This is a genomic window from Ruegeria sp. AK11 (assembly GCF_056541095.1).
This window is the reverse complement of sequence record NZ_JBQFXU010000017.1, coordinates 1-26,200: the sequence shown is the minus strand read 5'-3', so window position 1 is coordinate 26,200 and position 26,200 is coordinate 1. Positions and strand designations below refer to the sequence as shown.

24 protein-coding genes and 1 riboswitch are annotated in these 26,200 nt (G+C 59.5%); of the genes, 15 read left to right on the top strand and 9 right to left on the bottom strand.

The window, feature by feature from the left end:
* The first annotated feature begins 42 nt into the window (after nt 1-42).
* Entirely contained in the window at nt 43-963 is a 921-nt protein-coding gene (locus ACR0D9_RS19870; protein ID WP_480484886.1) for a LysR family transcriptional regulator, read from the top strand.
* Here ACR0D9_RS19870 and ACR0D9_RS19865 read toward each other — a convergent pair.
* A complete protein-coding gene (locus ACR0D9_RS19865) occupies nt 924-2,618 on the bottom strand; it encodes a thiamine pyrophosphate-binding protein (RefSeq protein WP_480484885.1) in 1,695 nt (564 codons plus the stop codon). The genes ACR0D9_RS19870 and ACR0D9_RS19865 overlap by 40 nt on opposite strands.
* 111 nt (nt 2,619-2,729) lie before the next feature.
* On the opposite strand from ACR0D9_RS19865, the gene ACR0D9_RS19860 reads away from it, so the two are divergent.
* Together ACR0D9_RS19860 and ACR0D9_RS19855 are read left to right on the top strand one after the other, a co-directional pair.
* Nucleotides 2,730-3,434: a GntR family transcriptional regulator gene (locus ACR0D9_RS19860; RefSeq protein WP_267365469.1), complete on the top strand. Its 705-nt coding sequence runs from the start codon at nt 2,730-2,732 to the stop codon at nt 3,432-3,434.
* Entirely contained in the window at nt 3,431-4,141 is a 711-nt protein-coding gene (locus ACR0D9_RS19855) for an aspartate/glutamate racemase family protein (protein WP_480484883.1), read from the top strand. The genes ACR0D9_RS19860 and ACR0D9_RS19855 overlap by 4 nt, the downstream gene beginning before the upstream one ends.
* 40 nt (nt 4,142-4,181) lie before the next feature.
* Here the strand turns inward: ACR0D9_RS19855 and ACR0D9_RS19850 are convergent, their stop codons facing one another.
* The 4 genes from ACR0D9_RS19850 to ACR0D9_RS19835 form a co-directional block, all read right to left on the bottom strand.
* A complete protein-coding gene (locus tag ACR0D9_RS19850; protein WP_480540000.1) occupies nt 4,182-4,817 on the bottom strand; it encodes a nucleoside/nucleotide kinase family protein in 636 nt (211 codons plus the stop codon).
* Entirely contained in the window at nt 4,814-5,590 is a 777-nt protein-coding gene (locus ACR0D9_RS19845; RefSeq protein ID WP_480484881.1) for an ATP-binding cassette domain-containing protein, read from the bottom strand. Before ACR0D9_RS19845 ends, ACR0D9_RS19850 begins: the two co-directional genes overlap by 4 nt.
* Entirely contained in the window at nt 5,590-6,663 is a 1,074-nt protein-coding gene (locus ACR0D9_RS19840; RefSeq protein WP_480489245.1) for an ABC transporter permease, read from the bottom strand. Before ACR0D9_RS19840 ends, ACR0D9_RS19845 begins: the two co-directional genes overlap by 1 nt.
* A gap of 107 nt (nt 6,664-6,770) precedes the next feature.
* A complete protein-coding gene (locus ACR0D9_RS19835; protein ID WP_480489243.1) occupies nt 6,771-7,790 on the bottom strand; it encodes a substrate-binding domain-containing protein in 1,020 nt (339 codons plus the stop codon).
* A 189-nt stretch (nt 7,791-7,979) separates the two neighbouring features.
* Here ACR0D9_RS19835 and ACR0D9_RS19830 point away from each other — a divergent pair, with 189 nt between their 5' ends.
* The 6 genes from ACR0D9_RS19830 (at nt 7,980) to ACR0D9_RS19805 (ending at nt 13,012) form a co-directional block, all read left to right on the top strand.
* Nucleotides 7,980-9,170, top strand: coding sequence for an ROK family transcriptional regulator (locus tag ACR0D9_RS19830; RefSeq protein WP_480540010.1), 1,191 nt, complete (start codon nt 7,980-7,982; stop codon nt 9,168-9,170).
* 121 nt (nt 9,171-9,291) lie between these two features.
* Nucleotides 9,292-9,490, top strand: a riboswitch (cobalamin riboswitch).
* Nucleotides 9,491-9,622: 132 nt separating this feature from the next.
* Nucleotides 9,623-10,408 (top strand): DUF4198 domain-containing protein, encoded by a 786-nt coding sequence (locus ACR0D9_RS19825; RefSeq protein ID WP_480539998.1) that lies wholly within the window; start codon nt 9,623-9,625, stop codon nt 10,406-10,408.
* 6 nt (nt 10,409-10,414) lie between these two features.
* Nucleotides 10,415-11,026 carry a cobalt transporter CbiM gene (gene cbiM, locus ACR0D9_RS19820; RefSeq protein ID WP_480539996.1) on the top strand — a complete coding sequence of 204 codons (612 nt, stop codon included), beginning with the start codon at nt 10,415-10,417 and terminating at the stop codon, nt 11,024-11,026.
* A complete protein-coding gene (locus ACR0D9_RS19815; protein ID WP_480539994.1) occupies nt 11,023-11,586 on the top strand; it encodes a cobalt ABC transporter permease in 564 nt (187 codons plus the stop codon). Before cbiM ends, ACR0D9_RS19815 begins: the two co-directional genes overlap by 4 nt.
* Complete coding sequence (gene cbiQ, locus ACR0D9_RS19810; protein WP_480539992.1) at nt 11,586-12,371, top strand: cobalt ECF transporter T component CbiQ; 786 nt, start codon at nt 11,586-11,588, stop codon at nt 12,369-12,371. Before ACR0D9_RS19815 ends, cbiQ begins: the two co-directional genes overlap by 1 nt.
* On the top strand, nt 12,362-13,012 hold the full coding sequence (locus ACR0D9_RS19805; protein ID WP_480539990.1) for an energy-coupling factor ABC transporter ATP-binding protein: 651 nt from the start codon (nt 12,362-12,364) through the stop codon (nt 13,010-13,012). The genes cbiQ and ACR0D9_RS19805 overlap by 10 nt, the downstream gene beginning before the upstream one ends.
* A 16-nt stretch (nt 13,013-13,028) precedes the next feature.
* On the opposite strand, the gene ACR0D9_RS19800 is transcribed toward ACR0D9_RS19805, so the two are convergent.
* The 3 genes from ACR0D9_RS19800 to ACR0D9_RS19790 form a co-directional block, all read right to left on the bottom strand.
* Nucleotides 13,029-13,244 carry a hypothetical protein gene (locus tag ACR0D9_RS19800; protein WP_480539989.1) on the bottom strand — a complete coding sequence of 72 codons (216 nt, stop codon included), beginning with the start codon at nt 13,242-13,244 and terminating at the stop codon, nt 13,029-13,031.
* Between the two features lie 76 nt (nt 13,245-13,320).
* Nucleotides 13,321-14,319: a hypothetical protein gene (locus tag ACR0D9_RS19795; protein ID WP_480539987.1), complete on the bottom strand. Its 999-nt coding sequence runs from the start codon at nt 14,317-14,319 to the stop codon at nt 13,321-13,323.
* The gene (locus tag ACR0D9_RS19790) at nt 14,312-18,025 is read right to left on the bottom strand and encodes a hypothetical protein (protein WP_480539985.1); all 3,714 of its coding nucleotides are present in this window, start codon (nt 18,023-18,025) and stop codon (nt 14,312-14,314) included. The genes ACR0D9_RS19795 and ACR0D9_RS19790 overlap by 8 nt, the downstream gene beginning before the upstream one ends.
* On the opposite strand from ACR0D9_RS19790, the gene ACR0D9_RS19785 reads away from it, so the two are divergent.
* Nucleotides 18,024-18,200, top strand: coding sequence for a hypothetical protein (locus ACR0D9_RS19785; RefSeq protein ID WP_480539983.1), 177 nt, complete (start codon nt 18,024-18,026; stop codon nt 18,198-18,200). The genes ACR0D9_RS19790 and ACR0D9_RS19785 overlap by 2 nt on opposite strands.
* A 71-nt stretch (nt 18,201-18,271) precedes the next feature.
* On the opposite strand, the gene ACR0D9_RS19780 is transcribed toward ACR0D9_RS19785, so the two are convergent.
* Nucleotides 18,272-18,901, bottom strand: coding sequence for a response regulator transcription factor (locus ACR0D9_RS19780; protein ID WP_480521294.1), 630 nt, complete (start codon nt 18,899-18,901; stop codon nt 18,272-18,274).
* 220 nt (nt 18,902-19,121) lie between these two features.
* Here ACR0D9_RS19780 and ACR0D9_RS19775 point away from each other — a divergent pair, with 220 nt between their 5' ends.
* The 5 genes from ACR0D9_RS19775 to ACR0D9_RS19755 are packed head-to-tail and all read left to right on the top strand — an operon-like array spanning nt 19,122 to nt 26,063.
* On the top strand, nt 19,122-20,363 hold the full coding sequence (locus ACR0D9_RS19775) for a pyridoxal-phosphate-dependent aminotransferase family protein (RefSeq protein WP_480539981.1): 1,242 nt from the start codon (nt 19,122-19,124) through the stop codon (nt 20,361-20,363).
* Nucleotides 20,364-20,378: 15 nt separating this feature from the next.
* Entirely contained in the window at nt 20,379-21,578 is a 1,200-nt protein-coding gene (locus ACR0D9_RS19770; RefSeq protein WP_209508189.1) for a malate--CoA ligase subunit beta, read from the top strand.
* Complete coding sequence (gene sucD, locus ACR0D9_RS19765) at nt 21,575-22,462, top strand: succinate--CoA ligase subunit alpha (RefSeq protein ID WP_480539979.1); 888 nt, start codon at nt 21,575-21,577, stop codon at nt 22,460-22,462. The genes ACR0D9_RS19770 and sucD overlap by 4 nt, the downstream gene beginning before the upstream one ends.
* Nucleotides 22,462-23,433, top strand: coding sequence for a 2-hydroxyacid dehydrogenase (locus ACR0D9_RS19760; RefSeq protein ID WP_480489218.1), 972 nt, complete (start codon nt 22,462-22,464; stop codon nt 23,431-23,433). The genes sucD and ACR0D9_RS19760 overlap by 1 nt, the downstream gene beginning before the upstream one ends.
* Nucleotides 23,433-26,063: a phosphoenolpyruvate carboxylase gene (locus tag ACR0D9_RS19755; RefSeq protein ID WP_480539977.1), complete on the top strand. Its 2,631-nt coding sequence runs from the start codon at nt 23,433-23,435 to the stop codon at nt 26,061-26,063. The genes ACR0D9_RS19760 and ACR0D9_RS19755 overlap by 1 nt, the downstream gene beginning before the upstream one ends.
* The last annotated feature ends 137 nt before the right edge of the window (nt 26,064-26,200 follow it).

Here is a 26,200-nt window from a genome sequence, read left to right as displayed (position 1 = left end):
TATATTTTCGTAAGTTCATCAGAAAAAGTGATGTGATCATCGTTGTCCCTGCGCTTTCGCCAACTTCAGGCTTTTCATGCCATAATGGAAACCGGAACTGTGACCGGCGCGGCCTCGGTTCTTGGGATATCGCAACCCGGCATCAGCAACCTTCTGGCACAGCTTGAACGCGAAGCGCGTCTGCCTCTGTTTGAACGGACAAAAGGCCGATTGCTGCCAACCCCTGAGGCCGAGATGCTATTTCGCGAGGTCGACACGGTCGTGCGCGGGCTGGACCACGTGGCGCAGGCCGTGACCGATTTGCAAAACAAACATCCCGGACAGTTGCAGGTTGCCGCGCCGCACCTGTTGTCCTTTGGTTTCATGCCCCGCGAGATCGCGCGGTTTGCCAAAACGCGCCCCAACCTGTCTGTCAGCTTTCAGTCGCAATATTCATCCAAGATTCAGGAATGGGTCATCTCGGGCCTGTTTGAAATCGGTATTGTCGAGATGCCCATTCTGCATGACACACTGAACTATCAGGAGTTTCAGTTTGAAACGCTCGCGACTTTTCCTGAGGGCAGTCCCTTGGCCGAGCACGACGTTCTGACGCCAGAGATATTGGAAAACGAACCCTTCATCGTAATGGGGCCGGAACATCAGACCCATCGCCGGACCCGCGACATCTTTCAGACATCCGGTCACACATGGCGCACCCAGATACACACCCATCTTTCCGAAAACCTGCTGAGCTTTGTAAAACAGGGTATGGGGGTCGCGATGATCGACCCCTTTACCGTGACCTTTGACGACGAGAGCGGGTATCTGACCCGCCCATTTGCGCCGCCAGTCATGCTGGATCTTGCGATCATCACGGCAAAGGGACGCCCTCTGTCCACGATTGCGCAGGAATTTCTGGCCCAGTTGACCCCGTCAATTGCCGCTTACGCGACCCATTCCGAGACCGGTGCGGCCGCTTCGTGAAGCGGCTGTGAGTGAATGTCGACAAGTGTTGGGCCGTCATGCTCAATCGCCTGTTTCAGCACGCGCGTCAGATCCTCGGGGTCTTTGACGGTCCAGGATTTGACGCCAAAGGCCGCCGCAACAGCGGCGTGGTCTGTCCGGTTGAAATCAACATTGTAATAGCGCTGACCAAATCCCGCTTTCTGGCCAGCCTTGATCCATCCGAAGACTGAGTTCGAGAAGACGATCGAAGTGATTGGCATATTGTGCCGGACCATCGTTTCAAACTCGCCGCAGGTGAACCCGAACGAGCCATCGCCCATGACCGACAGGGTTTTAACCGATGGCCGCCCGACATGTGCCCCCATGGCCGCGCCCAGCGAATACCCCAGCGCCCCATGTGCCCGGTTGGTGATGAAATGGCGCCCCGGTTTCCGCCAGCGGTAATATGCGCTGAAATAGGGGCAGGGGGTGCCGGGGTCAGCGACCACAATCGAGTCGTCATCCAGAATGTCCATCAAGGACGCCATGACAGCCTCGGGCCGGATCGGCGTCTCGCGACTTGCGGCCAGCGGGGCGAACGCGGTCCTCTTGGCCTCCCAAGCGGCGCGGGCTTTGGCTGCTCCGCCTTGGCTGGTCAGGTCCTGCCGGTTTTCCAGTGCCAGCGCCAAAGCCTCCAGCGCCAGACGGGCATCAGCGCAGATAGCCACTTCGGTCTGGTAATTGGCGCCGATCACCATCGGATCGCTGTCGATATGGATGATCGTGGTGCTGCGCCCGGGGCTTCGCCACCGTTCCGTTGTGACCGAACCGGCGCGGCAGCCAATGAACAAAACGACATCGGCCTGATCCACGACTGCGCGGGTTGCCGGGATGCCCCCGTTCGACCCGACAACGCCCAGGGCAAGCGGGTCGGTCTCGGCAATGGACCCCTGACCCGACACGGTCGTGGCCACGGGCATGTCCAGCAGGCCTGCAACCCGGCGCAGCGCATCGGTCGCCCGGGACAAAACCGGCCCGCCACCACAGACCGCAACCGCGGATTTGGCCCCTGCAAGAATGGCAGCCGCTGCTTCGATGGCGTCCGGGTCAGGTGCGGCCCGTTCAGCGGGATAGCTGCGGTGCCTGTCATCCGCCCAGATTTCAGCCTCGTCTACCTGCCCCTTCTGCGTGTCAAACGGCAGCGCCAGATGCGTCGCACCGGGCGTGCCGGTCGTCATCGCCCTGAAGGCGGCCCGAACCATGGCCGGAAGCCGCGCTGCGTCGTCGAGGGATGTGTTCCATTTGGCCAGAGGCCGGAACAGCGCAGGCTGATCCAGTTCGGTCAACGGGTATTTACCGCGGCTGGTCGTCGCCACATCCGACGTGATTGCCAATATCGGAACCGAGCTTTCGTTGGCCTCGACCACTCCGGGCAAGATATAGGTCGCACCACCGCCGGACGGGCCCTCGCACACGCCGGGCTTGCCGGTGACGCGGGCATAGCCATCCGCCATATAGGCCGCGTGCCTCTCGTCCCGTGTCAGGATGTGCTGAATGCCGTGATCCATCCGGGCAAGGGCATCATAAAAGGGTAAAGTGGTATCGCCGCACAGGCCAAACATATGCGTCACACCATGCGCTTCAAGCATACGCACCATAGCTTCGGCTCCGGTCAGAAAATTTGTCCCTGTCATGGTTGCGAGTCCCTTGTGTCAAACCTGTGCTCAGGACTGTATACAGTTTTGTATATTGATTTCAAGCTCAACGTGTGGCACCTGTGATTCAAACGAAGAAGGGCAGGGGTAATGGCTGGTCCGCGCGTCGATGATATCTATGATCAGGTCAAGGCGATGGCGGTTTCGTTTCGCCTGCGCCCCGGCGACCGCCTGAACGAAGTGGCGTTGTCCAGGGATCTGGGCGTCAGCCGCACCCCGCTGCGCGAGGCGTTGAACCGTCTGGTTGCCGAACGGCTTTTCGACTTCCGCCCCGGACAAGGCTTTTTCTGCCGCCCGCTGGACGCGCAAAGCGTGTTCGACCTGTTCGAACTGCGCCAGATCATCGAAACAGCGGCGGCGCGTGCGGCCTGTGCCAAGGCATCGGACGAAGACCTGCAGCTGTTGCGGGACGAGCTTTACGCAACGGGCATCGACATCACCGGTCTGACTGTCGAAGAAGCCGTCAACCGGGATGAGGCGTTTCATTTGGGTATCGCGAAGCTGTCGGGGAATATGGAACTGTTGCAAACCCTGACGCGGATCAACGACCGTATCCGCTATATCCGTTGGATTTCCATGAGCCTGGACCGCGTGCAACGCTCAAAGGACGAACACAAACGCGTCATGCAGGCTTTGATGGACCGGAACGCGGATGAGGCGGCACGGGTTCTGGCTGCACATATCTCCAAGCGTATGGATCAGGTGCAGGATGCCGTGCGTCACGGGATTTCGAACATCTACATGGAAGGGTCGGACGATATTTCGACCCGTATCATCGAGGAGGTTGAGGGATGATCGCGCAGGGCGGAAAATCCATCTACGGTGCGTCTGTCGGCATTCTGATGCTGGATGCCCGCTTTCCCCGCATTCCCGGCGATATGGGCAACGCGCAGACCTGGCCCTTTCCGGTTCACTACCGCATTGTGCGTGATGCCTCGCCGGATCGGGTGGTACGGCACAAAGCCGAAGGCATGCTCGACGTGTTCATCGACGCGGCGCAGGAGCTTGTCAAAGATGGTGTGGACGGGATTACCACCAATTGCGGGTTTCTGTCGCTGTTCCAAAAAGAGCTGGCCCAGGCGGTCCCGGTTCCGGTGGCCACATCGTCCCTGATGCAGGTTGAAATGGTCAACCGCATCCTGCCGGCGGGAAAACGCGCCGGGGTTCTGACCATATCAGCCTCCACTCTGACCCAAGATCACTTGCTGGCCGCCAATGTTCCATTGGACACGCCTATCGGCACAACCGAAGGCGGGGCGGAGTTCACCCGCGCAATCCTTGGAAATGAGCTTGGTCTTGATGTGGAAAAGGCCCGCAAAGACAATGTCGAAGCCGCAATGGCCCTGACATCGGAACACACCGATCTTGGCGCGATCGTGCTGGAATGCACGAATATGTGCCCCTACGCGCCCGATATTCAGCGCGCCACAGGGCTGCCCGTGTTTTCTATCGTGTCTTTCGTGAAGTGGTTTCAGGCCGGTCTTGTTCCGCCCACCTACTAGACAGGTGACACGGGCGCTCTGACTGACCTGCCCTAAGATGTCACAGGTTCAGGTCGCCTTGTACCGAGTTCCGGATCACCCGCTCGGCATTCGGAATGTCGTTTGAAAGCGCCCGCTCTCTTGCGGCCTGTTTGTCCAGCCCAAACCCAACCCACCGGTCGGTGAGCCGGGTTTCCAGTGTTGCAAGATCGACGCCCAGAAACACCTTGAGCGCCCATAGGGAGTGAAGGCCCGACCAGCCCGGTTCATCCAGCAAAAGGTAATTGCCTTCAACCAGAATGACCCGCTGATCAGGCGAGATCATTGATCGGGCAGCGATTGCCAGATCAAGCTTTCGGTCGAAGCCCGGAATTGCAACTTCATCTTCGGTGCGCAAACGCACAAGCAAGGCACGAAACCCGGCAAGATCGAAGGTTTCCGGCGCGCCCTTGCGCGGGAAAAGCCCACGTTCTTTCAGGATCGCGTTGTCAAAGTGAAAACCGTCCATTGGCACAAGCCCTGCTGACACACCGCGCCGGTTCAGCTTGGCTGTGGCAAGGCTGGCAACGGTGCTTTTCCCGGATCCGGGCGGGCCGGCAATCGCGACAAGTTGCCGGTGTCGGGCCGGCGGCAGCGCCTCAACGGCGTCGACGATGCTGTCGGCCAGAACGTCAGGGGCGGTGCTGCCACCGGTCATGCAGCCTGATCCTCGGGCGGTGCGTCCTTGGCCCCGGTCATGAATGCTACGGCGTCGGACATCGAATAGTCCTTGGGGTCAATCACACACAGGCGTTTTCCCAGCCTGTGCACGTGAATCCGGTCTGCGACTTCGAAAACATGAGGCATGTTGTGGCTGATCAGGATGATCGGAATGCCGCGTGATTTCACATCCTGGATCAGTTCAAGGACTCTGCGGCTTTCCTTTACGCCCAGTGCTGCTGTCGGTTCGTCCAGAATGATGACCTTGGATCCGAATGCCGCCGCGCGTGCCACGGCAACGCCCTGGCGCTGTCCACCCGACAGGGTTTCGACGGCCTGATTGATATTCTGGATGGTCATCAGACCCAGTTCGCTCAGCTTTTCGCGGGCGAACTTTTCCATTGCCGGACGGTCTAGCATTCGAAGCCATGATCCCAATGGCCCCTTTCGCCGAATTTCCCGCCCCATGAACATATTGTCCGCAATCGACAGGGCAGGGGACATGGCAAGCGTCTGGTAGACGGTTTCAATACCGGCTTCACGCGCGTCGATCGGGGAATGGAAATTCACCTTTTGACCTTCCAGCCAAACATCGCCTTCGTCTGGCGTCACTGCGCCGGACACTGCCTTGATCAGCGTCGACTTACCCGCGCCATTGTCGCCGATCACCGCCAGAATCTCACCCGGCATCAGGTCAAAATCGCAGTGATCCAGCGCAGTCACCTTGCCGTAGCGTTTCACAAGGTTCCGTCCTTTGAGAATGGGTTCCATCAGGCTGCTACCTTTCTGATCCACTGGTCGACCGCGACCGCTGCGATGATAAGGATGCCGATCAGCAGGAACGTCCATTGTGCATCTGCGCCCAGCAACCGCAGCCCAAGCGTAAAGACACCCACGATCAGGGCACCGAACAGGGACCCCAGAATAGACCCGCGACCGCCAAACAGCGATATCCCTCCGATCACGACCGCCGTGATGCTTTCGATATTGGCCAGCTGGCCCGAGGTTGGCGAAACCGACCCGATCCGGCCAATCAGGGCCCAGCCCGCAAAGGCGCAGATCAGCCCGGACAGCATGTACACGGATATCAGCGTGCGGTGCACGTTGACACCAGACAGTTCTGCCGCTTCGGGGTCATCCCCGACGGCATAGACATGCCTGCCCCAGGCCGTGTGCCGCAACGCGTATGCAAGGACGAGGATCAGCGCCAGCATGAAGACAACACCAACGGTAAACACCGCCCCGCCCAGGTTAAACTTGGCACCAAACAGTTGCAGGATGGCGGCGTGTTCCTCGATCTCCTGCGACCGGATCGTTTCGTTTTGTGAATAAAGAAAATTCGCCGCAAGAACGATCTGCCACATGCCAAGGGTGACGATGAAAGGCGGCAGCTTGATGCGACTGACCAGAAACCCGTTCAAGGCCCCGATTGCCGAGCCAACAGCAAGGCCGCACACAATCGCAACCGAAGGCGGCATTCCATAGCGGAAAGTGAATTGCCCCATCACAACCGACGACATCACCATGATGGCCCCAACACTCAGGTCGATGCCTGCGGTCAGGATCACAAGGCTCTGCGCCGCGGCCACGATCCCGACGATCTGAACCTGTTGCAGGATCAATGTCAGCGCAAAGGGCGAAAAGAACTTGGGGCCCAGCAAGACACCAAAGATGACGATTGCAGCGACAAGGACGATCAGCGGGACCAGCGACGGGTTCACATGCAGAAAATGCTGAACCGTTCCGACAAATCCGCGTTGGTGATCGTCAAATTCGGCAACTTGCTCTGGGCTGCCCTTTGCGGCGGTTTCGAAATCGTCGGCTTGTCGTGAAGAATCGGACATGGAACTTCCCCCAAAGCGTCAGGTTTATGACGACTTTAGCAAGGTTTCGGGCGTGTGGGTGGTTTTGATAAGTGGAAGGCCGCGCAGCGGCCTTCCACACGTTCAGCTTAACCCCAGCAGAGGTCCATGCCTTCCTGAACCGAGATGGACTCGACGCCGTCGGCGGCCTTATCCGTCACAAGCGCCACGCCAGTGTCAAAAAAGTCCTTACCGGGTGTGTTCTCGGGTTTCGTCCCTTCGTCCGCCCATTTCTTGACAGCCTCAACGCCCAGCGATGCCATCAGCAGCGGGTATTGCTGGGATGTTGCGCCGATGACCCCGTCCGCCACGTTCTGCACGCCGGGGCAGCCGCCATCGACGGAAACGATCAGCACGTCATTTTCGCGCCCGATAGCCTTGAGCGCCTCGTAAGCACCCGCTGCCGCCGGTTCGTTGATGGTATGCACCACGTTGATCATCGGGTCTTTGGCCAGCAGGTTCTCCATCGCGCGGCGGCCGCCTTCTTCGTTGCCAGCGGTGACATCGCTGCCAACAAGACGCGGGTCGTCTTCATCGCCAATCACGTTCGGATCGGCCAGATCAACACCGAACCCCTGCAGGAACCCCTGATTGCGAAGCACATCCACAGTGGGCTGGCTGACCGCAAGGTCCAACGTGGCGATTTTGGCGTCGTTTGCCGCATCTCCCAGAGTGGCTTTTGCCCATTGTCCGATCAGAAGCCCCGCAAGGAAATTGTCGGTGGCAAAGGTCGCGTCGGCCGAGTCGATAGGCTCAAGTGGGGTGTCCAGCGCAATCACCAGCAGCCCGGCATCGCGGGCCTGCTGCACCGCCGGAACGATGGACGACGTATCCGACGCGGTCAGCAGGATACCCTTTGCGCCATCCAGAATGCAGGTTTCAATGGCCTGAACCTGAGTTTCGTGGTCTCCGTCGACTTTGCCGGCAAAGGCTTTCAGCGTCATGCCAAGCTCTTCGGCTTTAGCTGTGGCACCCTCTCTCATTTTAACAAAGAAAGGGTTGGTATCCGTCTTGGTGATCAGGCAAACGGTTTCACCTTCGGCCATTGCACTGCTTGCCATGGCCGTAACCGCCAGCGCCGTGGCGCCTGCAAGTTTCGCAAGTTTCATCGGTAGTCCTCCCAGTTTTCCCAATGCCCTTCCGGGCATACGTTTGATCGGGCGAAAACCGGCCCGATCTCACATAAAAACCATCACAAGATTCGAATTTCGAGTCAATAAATAAATCACTCTTATTTATTATTGACAGAAAGGAAGGGTTCCAACATTGTCGTCATGAAGGGGATGGCCGTGTCTGCAATGAACTCTCAGGGCAATACCACTGGCGTACGCGAGCCAGACATGCGCGGCACCAACCAAAGTGGAATGCGGGCCCGAAATGAACGGCTTGTCCTGTCACTGGTCCGGCGCCATCAGGCCCTCGCAAAATCTGAGATCGCGCGCATGACCGGCCTGTCGGCGCAGACGGTCTCGGTCATCATGCGCCAGTTGGAGAACGATGGGTTGCTGTTGCGGGGCGAACCGATCCGGGGAAAAGTCGGACAGCCATCGGTTCCCATGCGCCTGAACCCGGACGGCGCGTATTTCTTTGGGCTCAAAGTCGGGCGGCGCAGTACCGAACTGGTGCTGACGGATTTCCTTGGCAACGTCAGGCACCGCGAACGGCGGACCTATGATTTTCCGACGCCCGAGGCGACATTGAGCTTTTCCACAGAAAGCCTCGACAAAGTGATGGCGTCAATGTCGCACGAGGCGCGCAGCAGAATCGCGGGCCTTGGGATTGCCATGCCGTTCTACCTTTGGGACTGGGCACAAACATTGCAGGTTCCTCAGGAAAAAATGGATCCGTGGCGTGACGCGGACCTGAAAGGCGCGTTGGCCGCTAGCTATGACGTGCCGGTTTTCCTGCAAAACGACGCAACGGCCGCCTGCGGTGCCGAGCTGGTGTTTGGCCCGGCGGAAGGCCCACGAGATTTCCTGTATTTCTATGTCGGCTTCTTCATCGGGGGCGGGGTGGTTCTGAACGGCTCCATCTTTCCGGGGCGGGGAAATGCCGGTGCGCTTGGCCCATTGCCTGTGCCGGACGAAGTGGGCGGAGTGAAACCGTTGATAGATGTCGCCAGTCTTTATGTGCTGGAGCGTGCGGTTGGTGGAAATGCCGCAACAGCCGGTTCAATCTGGGAAACGACACGGCATTGGGACGTACCGGAAACCCTCCTTGAGAATTGGCTGAACCAGGCGGCGCACGGAATCGCCCATGCCATCGTCTCTTCTTGCAGCCTGATCGATTTCGAATGTATCAAGATTGATGGCTGGATGCCTGCTGATATCAAGGCGCGGCTGGTGGAAAGGGTTGAGCTCAAACTATCCCATATGAACCTGACCGGGCTTGAACGGCCCTTGGTGCTGGCAGGGGCGGCGGGCCCGGATGCCCGGTCATTGGGGGCGGCCAGTTTGCCATTGTCGGAAAGATACCTGCTCGAAGGGTAGGTTCATCCCCGAAAAACCCCGACCTGTATCCAAAGCGGATCAACCGGAAAAAGGGCATTGCCCGCTGAACTTTTTGACAGCCAGCGCAATTGATCGTTGACGGATGCTGAAGAAGTCTGGCAAGCCGCTCGGCATGTCCGGTTCCGGGGCGTGCTCTGGAATCAATAGGGAATGCGGTGCGGGCTTTGGCCCAATTCCGCAACTGCACCCGCAACTGTAAGCGGCGAGCAGGGCTGAAGTGCCACTGGAGTTAATCCGGGAAGGCCAGCCCAACGCTTTGACCCGCAAGTCAGGATACCTGCCGGACATGTGCCTTTGACAAGGGCACTCCTAATCGGCGACGGGATGTGCGTCGGAGCAGGATGCTTGAAAAAGCAGCTCGGCTTGGACGTCCCCGCAGTCAAAACGCATCTCGTACCGGGGTTGGTACGAAGGGACAAGGACGACTATTGATGACCAAGCTGCTTTCTGCAGCCGCTGTGGCGATGGCGCTTCCAGCGATGGCAAATGCGCATTTCCTGCTGGAATACACCTCTGACACCATGATCGACGCACCGGGGAATGTTCCGGTCAAGCTGATCTTCTGGCATCCGTTCTCGAACGGGCATGTCATGGATCTGGACAAGCCGCAGGAATTCTACGTGATCCACAACGGTCAGAAAACCGACCTGCTGGACACTCTGGAACCCGTGCGTTTCACCGGTGGGGAAAACGAAGGCGCGGCATTCAAGGGTTATGTTCCAGTCAAACGGTCGGGCGACTATGTGCTGGTGACAGTTCCCCAGCCCTATTACGAGGGGTCTGAGGATATCTATATCCAGCAGATCGCCAAGGCATTCCTGAACCGCAACGAATTGCCGACCGACTGGATGAACCCGGTGGGCTTGCCGGTTGAGATCATCCCGCTCAACAAACCGACCAACATCATCGCGGGTTCGACCTTTACGGGTCGGGTTATGGCAGAAGGCCAACCGGTTGCGGGTGCCGAGATCGAGATCGAGTACATGGCCGCAGAACCGAACATGGAAAGCGCGGCCGCTTCCGCCCCGTCGGTCTCGCCGATGCCGGGTGGTGCATTGGTCGCAACTTCGGATGATAACGGGTATTTCACGTTTGGCGTTCCAAAAGCCGGATATTGGGGATTTGCCGCACTCGGCGCCGGTCCCGTGACCGAACACAACGGCAAAGAACTCAGTCAGGACGCGGTCATCTGGATCCGCGCCTGGGATTTGGAGTAACCGTAGATGCACATCGTTGACGGAGCCTTGTCCAACCCGGTCGTGATCGGCGGAGCCGTCGCTGCGGCGGGTGGAATTGCCATGGGCCTCAGGTCGCTGAATCTTGATCGCATCCCCACTGCGGGGGTGCTGTCAGCCAGCTTTTTCGTGGCATCGCTGATCCATGTTCCTATTGGTCCGTCGTCGGTGCACCTGATCCTCAACGGTATGGCCGGGCTTTTGCTGGGGTGGGCCGCATTCCCGGCCCTGTTCGTCGGGCTTTTGCTGCAAGCCGTCTTCTTTGGCTTTGGCGGGTTGACGGTATTGGGGATCAACACCCTGAACATCGCGTTGCCCGCGGTTCTGGCCGGACTGATCTTTAGCCGCCTGATCGCCCACGGCTCACCGCTGCAAGGTGCGATATGGGGCGGGGTCGGCGGTGCCTTTGCCATTGCCGCCACAACCGGCATGGTTGCGTTTTCACTGGCCTTGTCCGGGGATGCCTTCCTGCCTGCGGCTAAGATTGTTTTCTTTGCACATATTCCTGTCATGGCGATTGAGGCGATCCTGACCGGGTTCGCGGTTTTGCTGGCGCGCAAGGTCAAGCCCGAGCTGTTTGTCAAACGAGTGGTCGCATGAGGTATCTGGCAATCATTCTGGCGCTGTGCTGCGCACCCCTACCTGCCTTGGCGCATAAGGTCATAGCCGGAGTGTTTAAATCCGGTGACGCCATCGAAGGCGAAATCGGCTTTTCCAACGGCGACATGGCAAGCGATACCGAGGTCATCGTCAACGGCCCGGACGGAGCCGAGCTGGGCCGCATCGTAACAGATGCAGACGGGTTCTTTATCTACACGCCGAACGCGCCGGTGGCCCATACTTTCTTTGCAAACCTTGGTGCCGGGCATGTGGCCGAGGTCACCATGCCCGCTGTGGATGTCGCCCGGATCATGGGCGTTGAAGCGGAACCCGACACCGCGCCGACAAACGCACCTGCCCAGACAGCGGCGGTGCTCAGCGATGAACAACAACAGGTCATTGCCAGGGCCGTGCGGGATGAGCTGCGCCCGCTGCGTCGGGAAATCGCCGCCTACCGCGAACAAAATGACCTGCAAACTGTTCTGGGTGGGATCGGATATATCGTCGGTCTGTTTGGTCTGGGCTTTTATTTTGCGGCACGCCGCAAGCTGGCGGCCTGATGGCGCACGTTCTGGGGCAACAGGAAAGCACGCTGATCAAAGCGGGCGCGCAGCGGCGCGGCGCGATCAACCCGCTTGATCCAAGGATGCGGATCGTCATGGCGGTTGTCTTCGCGGTGGTGACTGTCGCGGTGTCCTCGCTGACGGCGCTGTGCGCGGCTTTGGCGGTGTCCCTTTCACTTCTTGCCGCGTCGCGTCTGCCCTGGCGGAAAACGTTGAAACGCATGGCCATGATGGATGGGTTCATCCTGTTCATGCTGGTGCTGTTGCCATTCTCCATGCCCGGCGACCCGATGTTTACGCTCTGGGGGTTTCCTGCAAGCTGGCAGGGTTTCTGGAAAGCGGTCGAGATCGCCTTGACGGCCAACGCGGTCATCCTGTCCCTTATGGTGCTGGTCGGCACGATGGAGCCGGTCATGCTTGGCCACGCCTTGCACCGCCTACGCTGCCCCGAAAAGCTGGTTCATCTTCTGATGTTCACCATCCGCTATATCGAGGTTCTGCGGGAAGAATACCTGCGCCTGCGCGCGGCTATGAAAGTGCGCGGCTTTCGCCCGGCAACAAACTGGCACACCTATCGCAGCTTTGGCTATCTCGTGGGAATGATGCTGGTGCGCGCGATCGAAAGATCCGAACGCATTCTTGATGCCATGAAATGCCGGGGGTTTTCAGGCCGTATGCTGCTGCTTCAGGACTTTGCCCTGACCCGAAGGGACATTGTTTTTGCCGCAGGCCTTGGTGCTCTTTGCGCGGGTCTGATCATACTGGATTTTGCATGGCACTGATTGCGCTTGAAGATATCTGCTTTGCCTACCCCGGTCAGCCACCCGTTCTGGACGGTGCCAGCCTCAGCCTGTCCGCCGGTCAACGCCTGTCGCTGACGGGTCCGAACGGGGCGGGAAAATCAACCTTGCTGCGCATCACGCTTGGCTTGCAGCGCCCACGGTCCGGCACGGTCACGATCTTTGGTCAGCAAAGAGTGCAAGAGGCCGATTTTCACGACGTACGCCGCCGGGTGGGCCTTGTGTTTCAGGATGCGGATGATCAACTGTTCTGCCCGACCGTCGCCGAGGATATCGCCTTTGGCCCGCTCAACCTTGGCAGAACGCGCGACGAAGCGCTAGCCATCGTAGAAAACGTGTTGGGTGATCTGGACCTGATGCATCTGAAGAACCGCATCACCCACAAGTTGTCAGGGGGTGAAAAACGGCTGGTTACGCTGGCGACCGTTCTGGCGATGGAGCCCGAGGTTCTGCTGCTTGATGAGCCTACCAACGCGCTGGACCCACGGAACGAGGCCCGGCTGCTGGAAATCCTCCGGGCATTGCCGCAAGCGATCCTTCTTGTCAGCCATTCCCCGGCCTTCCGCGCCGAACTGGCACCGGATGCGCTCGATTTGCGAGACGGAAAACTGGTGGCTGTCTGACAGGACCAATCCGTGTTCAGCTGTGCCGCTTTCGGCTTATAAGCCCATATCTGACCGCCCATGCCCGAAACGACAGGCGTCCGCGCCGGTCCTGTTTCACCGGGTGTTTCGACTGCGCACCACCTTTTCGGTTGAATTCGAAAACGTCGATGATGCGCTCGGCGCAACCGCAGGCTTCGCCCATGCCAACTTTGGCAAAGAAGAATTTTTCGAAACGTTCCGGGTTTTGCATGGCGGCCCTCCTGTTCAAGCGTAACCCCAAAAGCCAAGTGCCGCCAAATCACATTGTTGCGGTCGCAGAGGGGGTCCTATGGCGCGGCGAATGCGCTTCCCGTCCAGACATTGTCCAGTTGGTTAAAAACCGGCGAGGTGATGAGCATCTCGGCAGGGTACAGCAATTGCAGCTCATCCGCGAACCGTGTGACGCCGGGTACAAGCCCGGTGATGTTCTGCCACGCGGCCCAGCTGCCGGGATCGGACAGGCTGTTGGGATTGCCGGGATCAGCCGCCTGGTGCCAACCGGCCGCATTCAGGATCGGTGAAAGGGCAAAGCGCGCATCGTTGCTGTCAACCTCGGAACAGGCAGCAGCATCGCATTCCCAGCTTGTCCAGTCTGCCGCCGCGATGGTCCCGGCAATCGGGGCGGCGGCGTCGATGACCCGTGCCAGAACCTCGAACCCGCCACCCGCAGTCGGACGGCTGAGCGACAGGGGGTCGGTGGCCACGGCATGCAGCGCCGCAGTCGGTGCCAGGTTGAGGGTTCGACCGATCAAAGCCAGCTGTGCGATGCCGTCGGTCACGGGGCCTGATCCGGCGGCCGGAAGGACCCTGACAGGTGTCAGGATCGGCACCGCACCGCCACGTATCGCGATCTCCTGCAACGCATTGTCGAAGGCCGGAACGAAATCACTGCGGATCGTGAAGCTCAGCGGGAAACTGGCCTGCTGCGGACCAACGGGCCTTGCACCGTCGCGAGTGATGAAAGACAACGGCGGAACGGCACCCGGCTGCGGCAGCGAAATCTGCGGTCCTGCAATACCCAAAGCAGCCGCGATCATGCGTGCGCGCTGTTCGGACTCACCATACTCGCTCAGCAGATTGATATAGCCGCCGATCTCGGTGATGTTGCGCGGCGCAGGGATGCGCGAAGGGGCAATATCGCCCGCAATGGCCAGCCTATGGGCAATCACCTCACGGGCGCGCTGGATCGCCGGAGAGTTGGTCGTTTCAAGAATGTTGATGATCGCCTCGGCAAGGCTTTCATCAATTCCCGGTTTGTCCGTCACATTTGTGCTCGTGTCACTCATTGTCATCCTCCGCAGGAGCGTTCAGGCCATTGAGGAAATCCAGCACCGACTGGCTGCCGGCCTTGGTCGCGCTGCCGTCATCAGCATCCGCATTTGCCTTGGTGAAGGCCCCGAAAAGCTTGGCCAGAAGCAGCGTGTTGGACGGGTTGGCCAAAGCCGCAGCCCCGCCGGGGAAATCCTTGAACAGGTTTTGAACGAAACCGGCCTGGTTGCCATCCGGTTGCCCGCCGATCAGCGCGGAAACACCCGAGGCGTTCTTGGCAATATCCTCAAACCCCTTGATCTTGGCGGCATTGCTGGCGTCAAATGCCTTCTTGTCAGCGGCGGCCTTCTTGGCTTCTTCCTCTTTGCGGGCGGCAGCGATTTCCTGACCTTTACCCGCAAGTTCCGTGGCCTTTCCAACCAGCTCCTTGGTCAGATCCGTCGCCGTGTCGATGGCCTTGTCCCGACCGGCGGCGACCGATTGCGTTTCAAGCGCCAGTTGCGCCTGCAACTCCTTCAGGCCTGTCAGATCAGTTCCCGCCCGCGCAAGATCGGGCGCAGCCTTGAGGATTTCGGCCAGTTGCGACGTGGGCACAGCCTGGCCGGTGCCAATGTCGCCCCCTGCAATGGTCAGCGTGTTCGAAGGCTGGTTGTTCGGCAGGTCTGACGGCGCACGGGTACCAAAGATGGCGTCACTGTCAGCAGGCAGGACCGGCGCGTCGCCAACCGGCGGCGGTGTCGGGCTGTCCTGCCAGTTCCAGAAGCGGCGATGGTCGATCATCTCGCAGGAATTGCAGCGGCCCAGTACAGCCTCGCCCAACAGGCCCCTGGTCGGCAGCGAGATCGTGCGGCGCGGTGGCCGGAAATCCTCGCGGTGGAAGGCCAGAAGACTGTCCTGAATATCACCGGTCCGCATCTCCATCCGGTCGGCCAGATCGGGCGGGATCGAGAAGGGCATGATCATGGCATTGCCATAGAACCCAAGCACCTTATTCTGAACGGTGCTGAGCAGCGATATCTCGCTTGAGGCATCGTCCAGCCCGCCTTCCGGTACCCCGATGGTGAAACGCTCCAGCAGGATCGCACGTTCTTCGTCCGTCATGCTGGCCCAGATCACGCGGGAATAGCGAACGGTGTTGGCTACAACATGCTGGTACATTTCTTCGATGCGGCGCAGATCCCGGCGTGACAGAACGTCCGGCACTTCCTGCACCGAATAGGGCAGGGTGGCAGGCAGCGCCTGGAACGTATTGTCATCAACAACGGTCTGGGCGTTTTCGTTCATACGCGCCTCAAACTCGCTGACCATGGGCGGTCCTACCAGATCGTCAAAGTCCGAGCCCGAGATCGTGGTGCGAAGGCTGCGGTTGATATTGCGGGTGGCCCGATCCAGATCGTCGGCATCTTCCAGATTGGCCAGATGCTCCCAGATGTTGAAAATGTTGATGGGATCAGGACCGGTGTAGAACGAGTAGGCAAACGAACCCGTCCGCCTGCGCAGCTCAACACGTGCGATATCCGACCGCTCGACCGAACGGGGCAAAACCACAGAGCCGGTATAGGTCCGGCGCTTGGTCGGATCACGCCGGGCATCAGCCAGCCGGACAAGCAGGTTCTCGCGTGTTTCCGCTGGCAGGTCATGCAGGTTGTCGATGTCGATCGGCGATCCGGTCAGCGGCACAGGTCCGACCCGGTCGCCATCCTGCGTGAAGATCACGACAGAAATGTCATCATTGGGCATGAACGTGCCCTGCGCCTCGAAACTGACGATGTCCTGTGCGACGCCGGGCGCGTTCTGCGGTGTTGCATCCTTGTCTGCATAAAACTCTTCCAGCAGCTTCAGTGCGCTGCGGAATCTGCGGCGGTTTCGGAACACGCGCCGGAACACTTCGGCATGGCGCAGGATGACCTTGTACCGGCTCAGCAATCCGGACCGGGTGACATTGCCCGGCAACTGATCGCCTTGCCCCAGACGGCGGAAGCGGATGAGTTGCATGGGCACAAAGACCACCAGCTGCACCCCCTCGATACGCGTTTCCAGAGAAAAGTCGCGCAGGACTTCGAACCATTGCATGGTCATTGCGTGGCAATGATTGCGGTTGGCCACGAATTTCGTTGTGGCCGTCCGCCGATCCGTCGCAGTTGCAGTGCGCACACTGGTCCGTGCCGAGTTACGCTTGACCGAAGCCGCCCGTTCAAGCGCGGCAGAGAATGTCTCATGGGTGTCGGACAGAAAATCGCGCGATGTGTTCTGCGTGTTGGACGAATTGCCGGAAGAATTCGAACTGGACCGTGCGCCGCTGAAGCCCACGCCGCCGACGATGGCCCCGATGCCTCCGAACAGGCCGCCACCAACGCCACCTGCGCCTCCGAAGCTCTTTGAAAAAGCGCGGGTCGAAAACGAAGACGTGCCCTGAATTACCTCATCCAGCGCGCTTTCAAACGTACTGTCAAAGGACGTGTCGCGGGCTTCCTCGAACTCTTGTTGCTCTTCAAATGTCAGGCTCTCTCGTTCACGTACGCTCAGTGTTTCGCGCTGTTCCGACACGACAATCCGCTGCTCTTCTCCCGGGGCAAGCGGTAGGGAATAGACCAGCCGACCCAAAGACATGCCAGCGTGGACAGCCGTCGACCGCATCTTGGCAATATACCCAAGCGCAAGGCTCGACGCTTTGGGCACATCCTGAGGCCGCTCTTCAAGATCTTCAAAGAAGTCTTCAATATCAATGGGTTCATCAATCGGAATCCGGTCCCGAAAATCCCAATCACCCCCGTCATTGTTGAACGCGGCCAGCAGCGTTTCGGCGGACAGATTGGCCTGAGCGAAGGTTGTACCCGGAATAGTCGTCACAAAGCGGCCACCGCCTACGGGGCGCGTTCGAACGATATTCTTGGGCCCGACGAGCGGATCAATCAGTCGGTACAGAACCGAATAGCGCCGCCGTGAAACCGTGCCGCCTTCGGTTCGGTACTCCGACGCGCAATCGCCCTCGCCCAGCACGATAGGGGCCTGTGAACCGGTGAAATCGGATATGTTTTCTTCAGCATCCTCGGGATCCACAGGCAAGATATCGGCCAGCTCACCGACGATCGAACGCTGCAAAGGGAGGAGCGTGCGATCCAGCACCACAAGACCCATTTCGCCGTCCAGCGCGTCAACGCGCGGCACGGCTTCTGTCAGGGTGGTGTTTTGACCCCTGATCCGCAACCGCAGGCCGTTCTGCGGCAGGCGGAGATTGGGCAGATCAACCGAGAAGAGACCGCGCGCGTCCGTGACGGCGGCTTTGACAGCCCACGAGAAATCCGCATTGTCGATCCCTTCATTGGCGGTAAAGGTGGGGCGCAGGACCTCGACGATCACGCGTTCGGCAGGGGTCCCGTCCGGGTTGATCAGTTCCCCCCGCAGTTTCGGGGCAAGGGCGGGAACGACCGCCCCCAGAAAGCCTCCGGCCAGATCTTCGCGAATGGTTGCAAGCTGGCGAAAAACCGCGCCTGTCGACTGAACACGCCGGTCGACCAGATCGTTGATCACTTCCGTGGACAGCTCAATTCCGACGCCGCGGCGCAATGCCTTGAGCTTTTCCGCCTCAACCCGCTTCTGATCCTCAACGCTGTGCGCACCAGCCGCGACAGTGCCGGAAATTTCCGCTGATATCGATGGGTTTGGCCGAAGATTTGGTATGGACAGCGTTATGCGCGGGGGCTCACTGCTGGAGTCGGACATGAACGTCACCTCTCGAGAAAGAGCTGAAAAAAACGAGATGTCAGAAAAAGAAGTCAAATCATTAAAGGTGACCCAAGGTAACATGTTTGGGGGATTCGCGGAAGCAACGCAGGGTTGTGCCTACCGCCACGCGCGGCAAAGCGCTCAGGACAAGCACCGTGTCTCTTGCTGCTGACGGTATCCAGAATTGGTCAGAGTTGGACGAATAACCTGCCCGGAAACACCGGCATCCAAATCGCCTTTGGTCTAGTTTCGTGACTGCTGAGACGAATAGAAATACGCAATGGCCTGCGTGCGGTTTTTGACACTCAGCTTTTCGTAGATGTTGGACAGGTGAAACTTGACCGTGTTTGTCGAAATCTGAAGTTCCTTCGACAGGTCCCGGTTCGACATTCCTTGGGCCAGCGCCTCCAGAATTGCGCGTTCCTTACGCGACAGACTCTGGATTGGGTCCTGTTGCATCTTCCGGATATCGATGAACGGGAATACCATCTTACCCGCTGCAACTTTGGCGCAGGTTTCCAGCAGACCCTCAACCTCGCCCGTGCGGGCGGCAAATCCAGCCGCACCCGCCTGCATCGCCAATCGCGGGACATCGCCGCCAGTGTCGCCATAAACGACAAAGCGCGGGGCGTTGGGCTGATCGCGCAGAACCTCAATCAGTTTGGCGGCCCCCAAAACCGGAAGTGTCCAGTCGACGACACCAACCTGAACGGGAACCCGCATCACCGTTCCCAGAAACCCTTCGGCCGTTGCTGACGTGGCCATCAGCGAGAATCGGGGGTCCCGCTCGAATATCTCGGACATGGCCGACAGAACCAGCGGGTTGCCGTCCGCCAGCATGATGTCGATGGGTTTGCCCGGTGTCTCAACCATATGATTTTGCCCCGAATTCGGAAAAACCTACCCATAAGAATAGGAAGATTCTTTGTATACCTTCGTATTTTTACCAAAACGGGTAGGTATTGCCCCATCCTATTGGCCATCCAAAAGCAGTAGTAAGTTACGTTGCGTCATAAGGCAAGCTCGCGTTTCCTGCTCGGTAACTTGACACGACGGGCCGCAATGCCCGGCCAACAGCCGAGGATGCCAGACCATGACTTTTCAGATTTTCCCTCCGCTCGAAATCCCCCAAACCCTCGCTGCGGGGCCGGGGCCGGGTAACACGGATGCCCGCGTCCTCAAGGCCTTTGCCAATGCAGGCGTTGCCGATCACATGCAGGGGGACGTCCTTAGGGGGATGGTCGAATGCAAGCACATGCTGCGGAAAATCTGGGGCACCCAAAACGCCTATACCTTTGCTGTTGCCGGCACCGGTTGGAGCGCCCTGGACACCATGTTTTCGGCTGTCATGCCTGGCGACAAGGTCGTAGCTTTTGCCAACGGCACATTCTCGGGGATCGACGCGCTGACCCTGCGGTTCAAAGCGGCGACGCCCGAAGAACATGCAGCCAACCCGATGGCGCCTCAGGCCGCCAGCGTCACCGTGATCGAGGTTCCGCACGGCCAGCCGGTCACCGGTGATCTGGTCGAGGCGACTCTCGCGCAGCACAAACCGAAATGGGCTTTCATGGCGCATTGGGAAACCGGATCGGGTCGCATCAATGACCTGCGCGGATTTTCCGACGCGTGCGAACGTCATGACGTGATGGGTCTGATTGATGCGGTGTCGTCTCTGGGCGTCGATGACTTCTCGATAGACGATTTTCCGGGTATCGCCGGATGGGCGTCCTGCCCGCAGAAAGGTCTGTGTTGCTTGCCGCTGACCTATGCCCCTGTCAGCTTTACCGACGCCTATATCACCTCACTGAAAACCACCGGTGCCTATACCTATGTGCACAATCCCATCTTTGAGGCCCGCCATTGGGGCATTGTCGATGGGCAGGATGTTGAAAAGGGCACCTATCACCGCACCCATTCGGGCTACGCCGTTGCGGCCTTCCATGAATCCCTGCGCCTGACCCTTCAGGAAGGTCTGGCCAAGCGGTCCGCGTCGTACAAGACGCACGAAAAGGTTCTGCGGGACGCCGTCACCGAAATGGGCTGCGAGGTCACCTCCGACATGCCCAGCCTGATCGTGCTGAACCTGCCCCCGGAACTGGCTGGACGCGAGATGGAGCTGGTCCAGAACTGCCGCGCGCGCGGGTTTGGCATCTGGCCGACGCTCAGCGCACCTGTGCAGGTGCGCATCGGCATCCTCAACCAATTGAACCGCGACGCCGTCAGCCGGATTGTGCGCCTGTTCGCCGAAGCCATCCGAGAGCTGGGCGGAACGGTCGACCAAGACGCAATCGAAGACCTGCTGGAAAGCCGTTACGGCACCTCAATCGCTGCATAAACAGGAGCGGATCAGATGGATATTCACGAATACCAGGCAAAGGAAATTCTTTCGAATTTCGGTGTCGCCATACCGTCCGGCGCACTGGCCTACAGTCCGGAACAAGCGGCCTATCGGGCGCGTGAGCTGGGCGGTGACAAATGGATCGTCAAGGCGCAGGTCCATGCAGGCGGTCGCGGCAAGGCCGGAGGGGTCAAGCTGTGCAACACCGAAAACGAAATCTATCAGGCCTGCGATGATCTGTTTGGCCGCAAGCTGGTCACGCACCAGACCGGCCCCGAAGGCAAAGGCATCTATCGCGTCTATGTCGAAGCCGCCGTGCCGATTGATCGCGAGATCTATCTTGGTTTTGTCCTCGACCGGTCCAGCCAAAGGGTGATGATCGTGGCCTCGTCCGAGGGCGGGATGGAGATCGAGGATATCTCGGCTGACCGCCCGGAAAGCATCGTCCGCTCCATCGTGGAACCGGCGGTTGGGCTTCAGGAATTTCAGGCGCGCGAGATCGCATTCAATCTCGGGCTTGAACCCAGGCTGATCCAGCAAATGGTTCGTACGCTACAGGGCTGCTATGCCGCTTTTAGCGAGCTTGACGCGACAATGGTCGAGATCAACCCGTTGGTCATCACGGGTGACGACCGGGTTCTGGCGCTTGACGCCAAGATGAGCTTTGACGACAACGCCCTGTTCCGCCATCCGCAAATCTCTGAACTGCGTGACAAAAGCCAGGAAGACCCGCGCGAAAGCCGCGCAGCCGACCGCGGCCTGTCTTATGTCGGGTTGGACGGAAATATCGGCTGCATCGTCAATGGTGCTGGTCTGGCGATGGCCACGATGGACACGATCAAGCTGGCCGGTGGCGAGCCTGCAAACTTCCTCGACATCGGCGGCGGGGCCTCGCCCGAACGTGTGGCCAAGGCATTTCGTCTGGTCCTGTCGGACGACAATGTTCAGGCCATTCTGGTCAACATCTTCGCCGGTATCAACCGCTGCGACTGGGTGGCCGAAGGCGTCGTTCAGGCCCTGCGGGAACTTGACCTCGACCTGCCCGTCGTCGTGCGGCTGGCTGGGACAAATGTCGAAGAGGGCCAGAAGATTCTGGCCAAATCCGGCCTGCCGATCATTCGCGCCTCAACGCTGATGGAGGCGGCAGAACGCGCTGTTGGCGCATGGAAAAACGACCTTACTCAAGGCACCAAGATGAGGGCTGTGAAATGAGCATTCTTCTCGACCGTGACTCGCGCGTCATCGTGCAGGGCATTACCGGCCGCATGGCTCGGTTTCATACCAAGGACATGTTGAACTATGGCACCAATGTCGTGGGCGGCGTCGTACCCGGCAAAGGTGGGGAAACCGTCGAGGGTGTTCCGGTCTTTGACACCGTTAAACAGGCTGTCGAGGCGACCGGCGCGGATGCCAGCCTTGTTTTCGTGCCCCCGCCATTTGCGGCTGATTCAATCATGGAAGCCGCAGATGCCGGTATCCGCTATTGTGTCTGCATCACCGACGGGATTCCGGCGCAGGACATGATCCGGGTGAAGCGGTACATGTACCGCTATCCGAAAGATAAGCGCATGGTGCTGACCGGGCCGAACTGTGCCGGTACGATTTCCCCAGGCAAGGCGCTGCTGGGCATCATGCCGGGCCACATCTATCTGCCCGGCCATGTCGGCATCATCGGCCGCTCGGGCACGCTGGGCTACGAGGCCGCGGCGCAGCTGAAAGAACGCGGCATCGGTGTCTCGACCAGTGTCGGGATTGGTGGCGACCCGATCAACGGGTCATCCTTCAAGGACATCCTGCAGCGGTTCGAAGAAGACGAGGACACCCATGTCATCGCCATGATCGGCGAGATCGGCGGCCCACAGGAAGCTGAGGCTGCCGAATACATCCGCGACCACATCACCAAGCCGGTGATTGCCTATGTCGCGGGTCTGACCGCTCCGAAGGGCCGCACCATGGGCCACGCGGGTGCGATCATCTCGGCCTTTGGCGAAAGCGCCAGCGAAAAGGTCGAGATCCTGTCTGCCGCCGGGGTGACCGTTGCCGAAAACCCCGCGGTGATTGGTGAAACAATTGCCCGTGTGATGGAGGCCGCGTGATGGTCAAACCCTCGGTTCTTGTGACCCGTCGCTGGCCTGCCGCCGTCGAGGCGCAGCTGGCCGAGACCTATAATGCCGTTCTGAACACCGGGGACAAACCCATGTCCCCGGCCGAAATCCGGCAAGCCTTGAAAACTTATGACGCGGTGCTGCCAACTGTAACGGACACACTGAGCGCCGAGGCAATGGACGTCCCTGGTGCGCAGACCAAGATCCTGGCCAATTACGGTGTCGGATACAGCCACATCTGCGAACCTTCGGCGCGTGAGCTGGGCATGACCGTGACCAACACGCCCGATGTTTTGTCCGAATGCACCGCTGATATCGCCATGACCCTGCTGCTGATGGTGGCCCGGCGCGCGGGCGAGGGTGAGCGCGAGCTTCGGTCCGGCAACTGGACCGGATGGCGGCCCACGCATCTGGTTGGAACCAAGGTCAGCGGCAAAACGCTGGGCATCATCGGCTATGGCCGCATCGGGCAAGAGATGGCCCGGCGTGCGCATCATGGCTTTGGCATGGACATCCTCGTCTACAACCGCAGTCAGATAGCGCCGGACGTGCTGGCCAGGTGCAATGCAACGCAGGTGGCCTCGATTGACGACTTGCTGCCGCAATGCGACTTCGTCTCGCTGCATTGCCCCGGCGGGGCTGAAAACCGCCATCTGATCAACGCGCGCAGACTGGGCCTGATGAAGCCCGACGCCTTTCTGATCAACACCGCGCGCGGTGAGGTGATCGACGAATGGGCGCTGATCCAGGCCCTGATGTTCGAGATGATCGGCGGGGCCGCGCTGGACGTGTTCGATGGTGAACCCCGTATCAGCCCGGACCTGCTGCAATGCGACAACCTCGTGATGCTGCCACATCTGGGCAGCGCCACCCGCGAAGCGCGCGAGGCGATGGGGTTTCGGGTTCTCGATAACCTGAATGATTTCTTTGAAGGCCGCGAACCCCGGGACCGCGTGATCTGATGCAAGCGCTGGCCCCGAATATTCAGTCCACCCCCAACCCCTCGAGCTATGCCGAAGGGTTGCGCTCGGAATTGCGGGCGTTGTGGCGGAACATATTGCTGAAACGGGCGCCACATGTGGCGGCATGGGCCGAGGCCACGCCGCTGCAAGCCATTCCCACGGGACCCGAAGCAACGCCGTATTTGCAGGCCCTTTCGATCTGGTTCCAACTGTTGTGCATCATCGATGAAAACGCCGAGGTTCGGGACCGTCGATTGACCGAAACCCAAAACGGCGCAGAAGCGGTAGAAGGCGGTTTTGCCGAAGCCCTGACGGACTTGTCCCTGACCTATAACCAGGTTGAAAAGCTGACCGCTAACCTGTGTACCGGTCCCACGCTGACCGCGCATCCGACCGAAGCCAAGCGGGTTACGGTTCTGGAAATTCACCGGCGTATCTACCGCAACCTCGTCAGTCTTGAAACGCAACGCTGGACCCCGACAGAACACGCCGAATTGCTGAATGGTCTGGAAGGAGAGATTGATCTCCTATGGCTGACCGGCGAACTCCGCCTGTCGCGCCCAAGCCTGCACGACGAGATCGAATGGGGGTTGCAGTTCTTCCGCGATGCAATCTTTGACGCCGTCCCGCAGGTTATGGGCCGCTTCGATCAGGCCTGCCTGCAAGTGCTGGGCCGTACGCTGAGCGATACACCCGATATCCGCTTTCACAGCTGGATCGGCGGCGACCGGGATGGCAACCCAAATGTCATGACCGAGATGACCGCATTGGCGCTGAAACGCGGACACGAAACAGTTCTGGAGCTTTATCGCCAGGCACTCGAACGTGCTGCGGGCAGGTTGAGCATCAGCGCGCTGATATTGCCTTTACCTGAACCTGTCAGGACGCAAGTACAAGCGATAGTCGACCGGGCTCCGGTCGCCGGACGCAATCGGAATGAACCGTTCCGGCAAGCACTCAATGCCATTCGCTATCGGCTGACAAACAGCGGCTATGATCACATCTCGCAATTCGTGGGCGATCTCGACACGCTTGATACCGCTTTATGTGCGGTCAACGCGGATATTCTGGCGCGGCAGCACATCCGTCCGCTGCGCCGGGCCGCTTCGGTTTTCGGGTTCCGGACCACAACGCTGGACATCCGCCAGAATTCGACCGTCACAACCGACGTTCTGGCCGAAATCTGGTCGCATAGCGGAAAGGTGCCGGTTTACGGCACAGCCGAATGGTCTGCCCGCTTGCGAACCGAACTGGCCGATCAGAACCTGCCTTATCAAGACCGCGATGCGTTAAGCGATCAGGCGCGGGAACTGCTTGCTCTTCTGGCTCTGGTCCATGGTGTGCGATCGGGACCGGACCCCAAGGCAATAGGGCCCTTCATCCTGTCCATGACCCGTTCGGCCGACGACATTCTCGGCATCTACCTATTGGCCCGCTATGCCGGGTTTGGCTCCGAAACTCTGGATCTTTCGGTAGTCCCATTGTTCGAGACAATTGCCGATTTGCGAAATGCCCCATCGATCCTGCTGGACGTTCTGGCTGTCCCGCTTGCCCGTCGCAGCCTCAAAACCGACGGTCGGGTAATCGAGGTGATGCTGGGATATTCGGACAGCGGCAAGGACGGGGGCTATTTCTGCTCAACATGGGAGTTGGAGCGCGCCCAACGCCGGATCGTCTCGGCGCTGGCCTCGCAAGGTTTCAATGCCACGTTTTTCCATGGTCGCGGCGGCTCGGTCAGCCGGGGTGGTGCACCGACCGGGCGTGCCATTGCCGCGCAGCCCAGCGGAACAGTTGCCGGGCGGCTGCGCGTGACCGAACAGGGCGAGGTGGTTTCGGCCAAATATGCCAACCGGGGCACGGCTGCGGCGCATCTGGAGTTGTTGCTGTCAAGCACGATGCGCCATACGGCGACCCCTGACGAGGCGCCTTCACGGCCTGAATTTGATGACGCATTGGATGCTTTGTCAGAGTTGTCACAGACAGCCTATGTCTCGCTTTTGCAGATGCCGGGTTTTCTGGACTATTTCCAGCAGGCGAGCCCCGTCCAAGAACTTGCCCGCCTGAAAATGGGGTCCCGCCCGACCCGCCGGTTTGGCGCGGCCAGTCTGGATGACCTGCGGGCCATTCCGTGGGTCTTTGCGTGGTCGCAGAACCGCCACCTGATCACCGGCTGGTACGGGTTCGGCACCGCCATGGCCAGTTTTCGCAAGTTTCGCGGCGCGCGCGGTGATGACGTGTTGCACGACATGTTTCGACACTCCCGCCTGTTCCGCCTTGCCGTCGATGAGATGGAAAAATCGCTCTATCAGACGGATATGGAAATCGCAGCGCAGTATGGTGAATTGGTCTCTGATATCGAGATCCGCCAACGTGTATCGCAGGTGATCAAGGCGGAATACGATCGTGCCTGCAAAGCGATCCGGTTTCTGACCGGTGGCCAGGTCATCGGCCATCGCTTTCCCCGCCTTTGCGAGAGGTTTGACCGCAAACAGGCCGAATTGGCCCGCATTCATGCCCTTCAGGTCGAACTGCTGCAACACGCCCGCAACGAACCGCAGGCAGGGTCAGTTCCCGTGCCCCTGCTGCAATCCATGAACGCCATTTCCGCTGGTCTTGGCTGGACCGGCTAACCATTTTCAGGAGACCAAAACTGTGAACGCCCCGCATCGAACAGATGGATTTTTCACCCAGTCCTTGTCGGACCGCGATCCTGAGCTTTTTGGCTCGATCCGGTCTGAGCTGGGTCGTCAGCGCGACGAGATCGAGC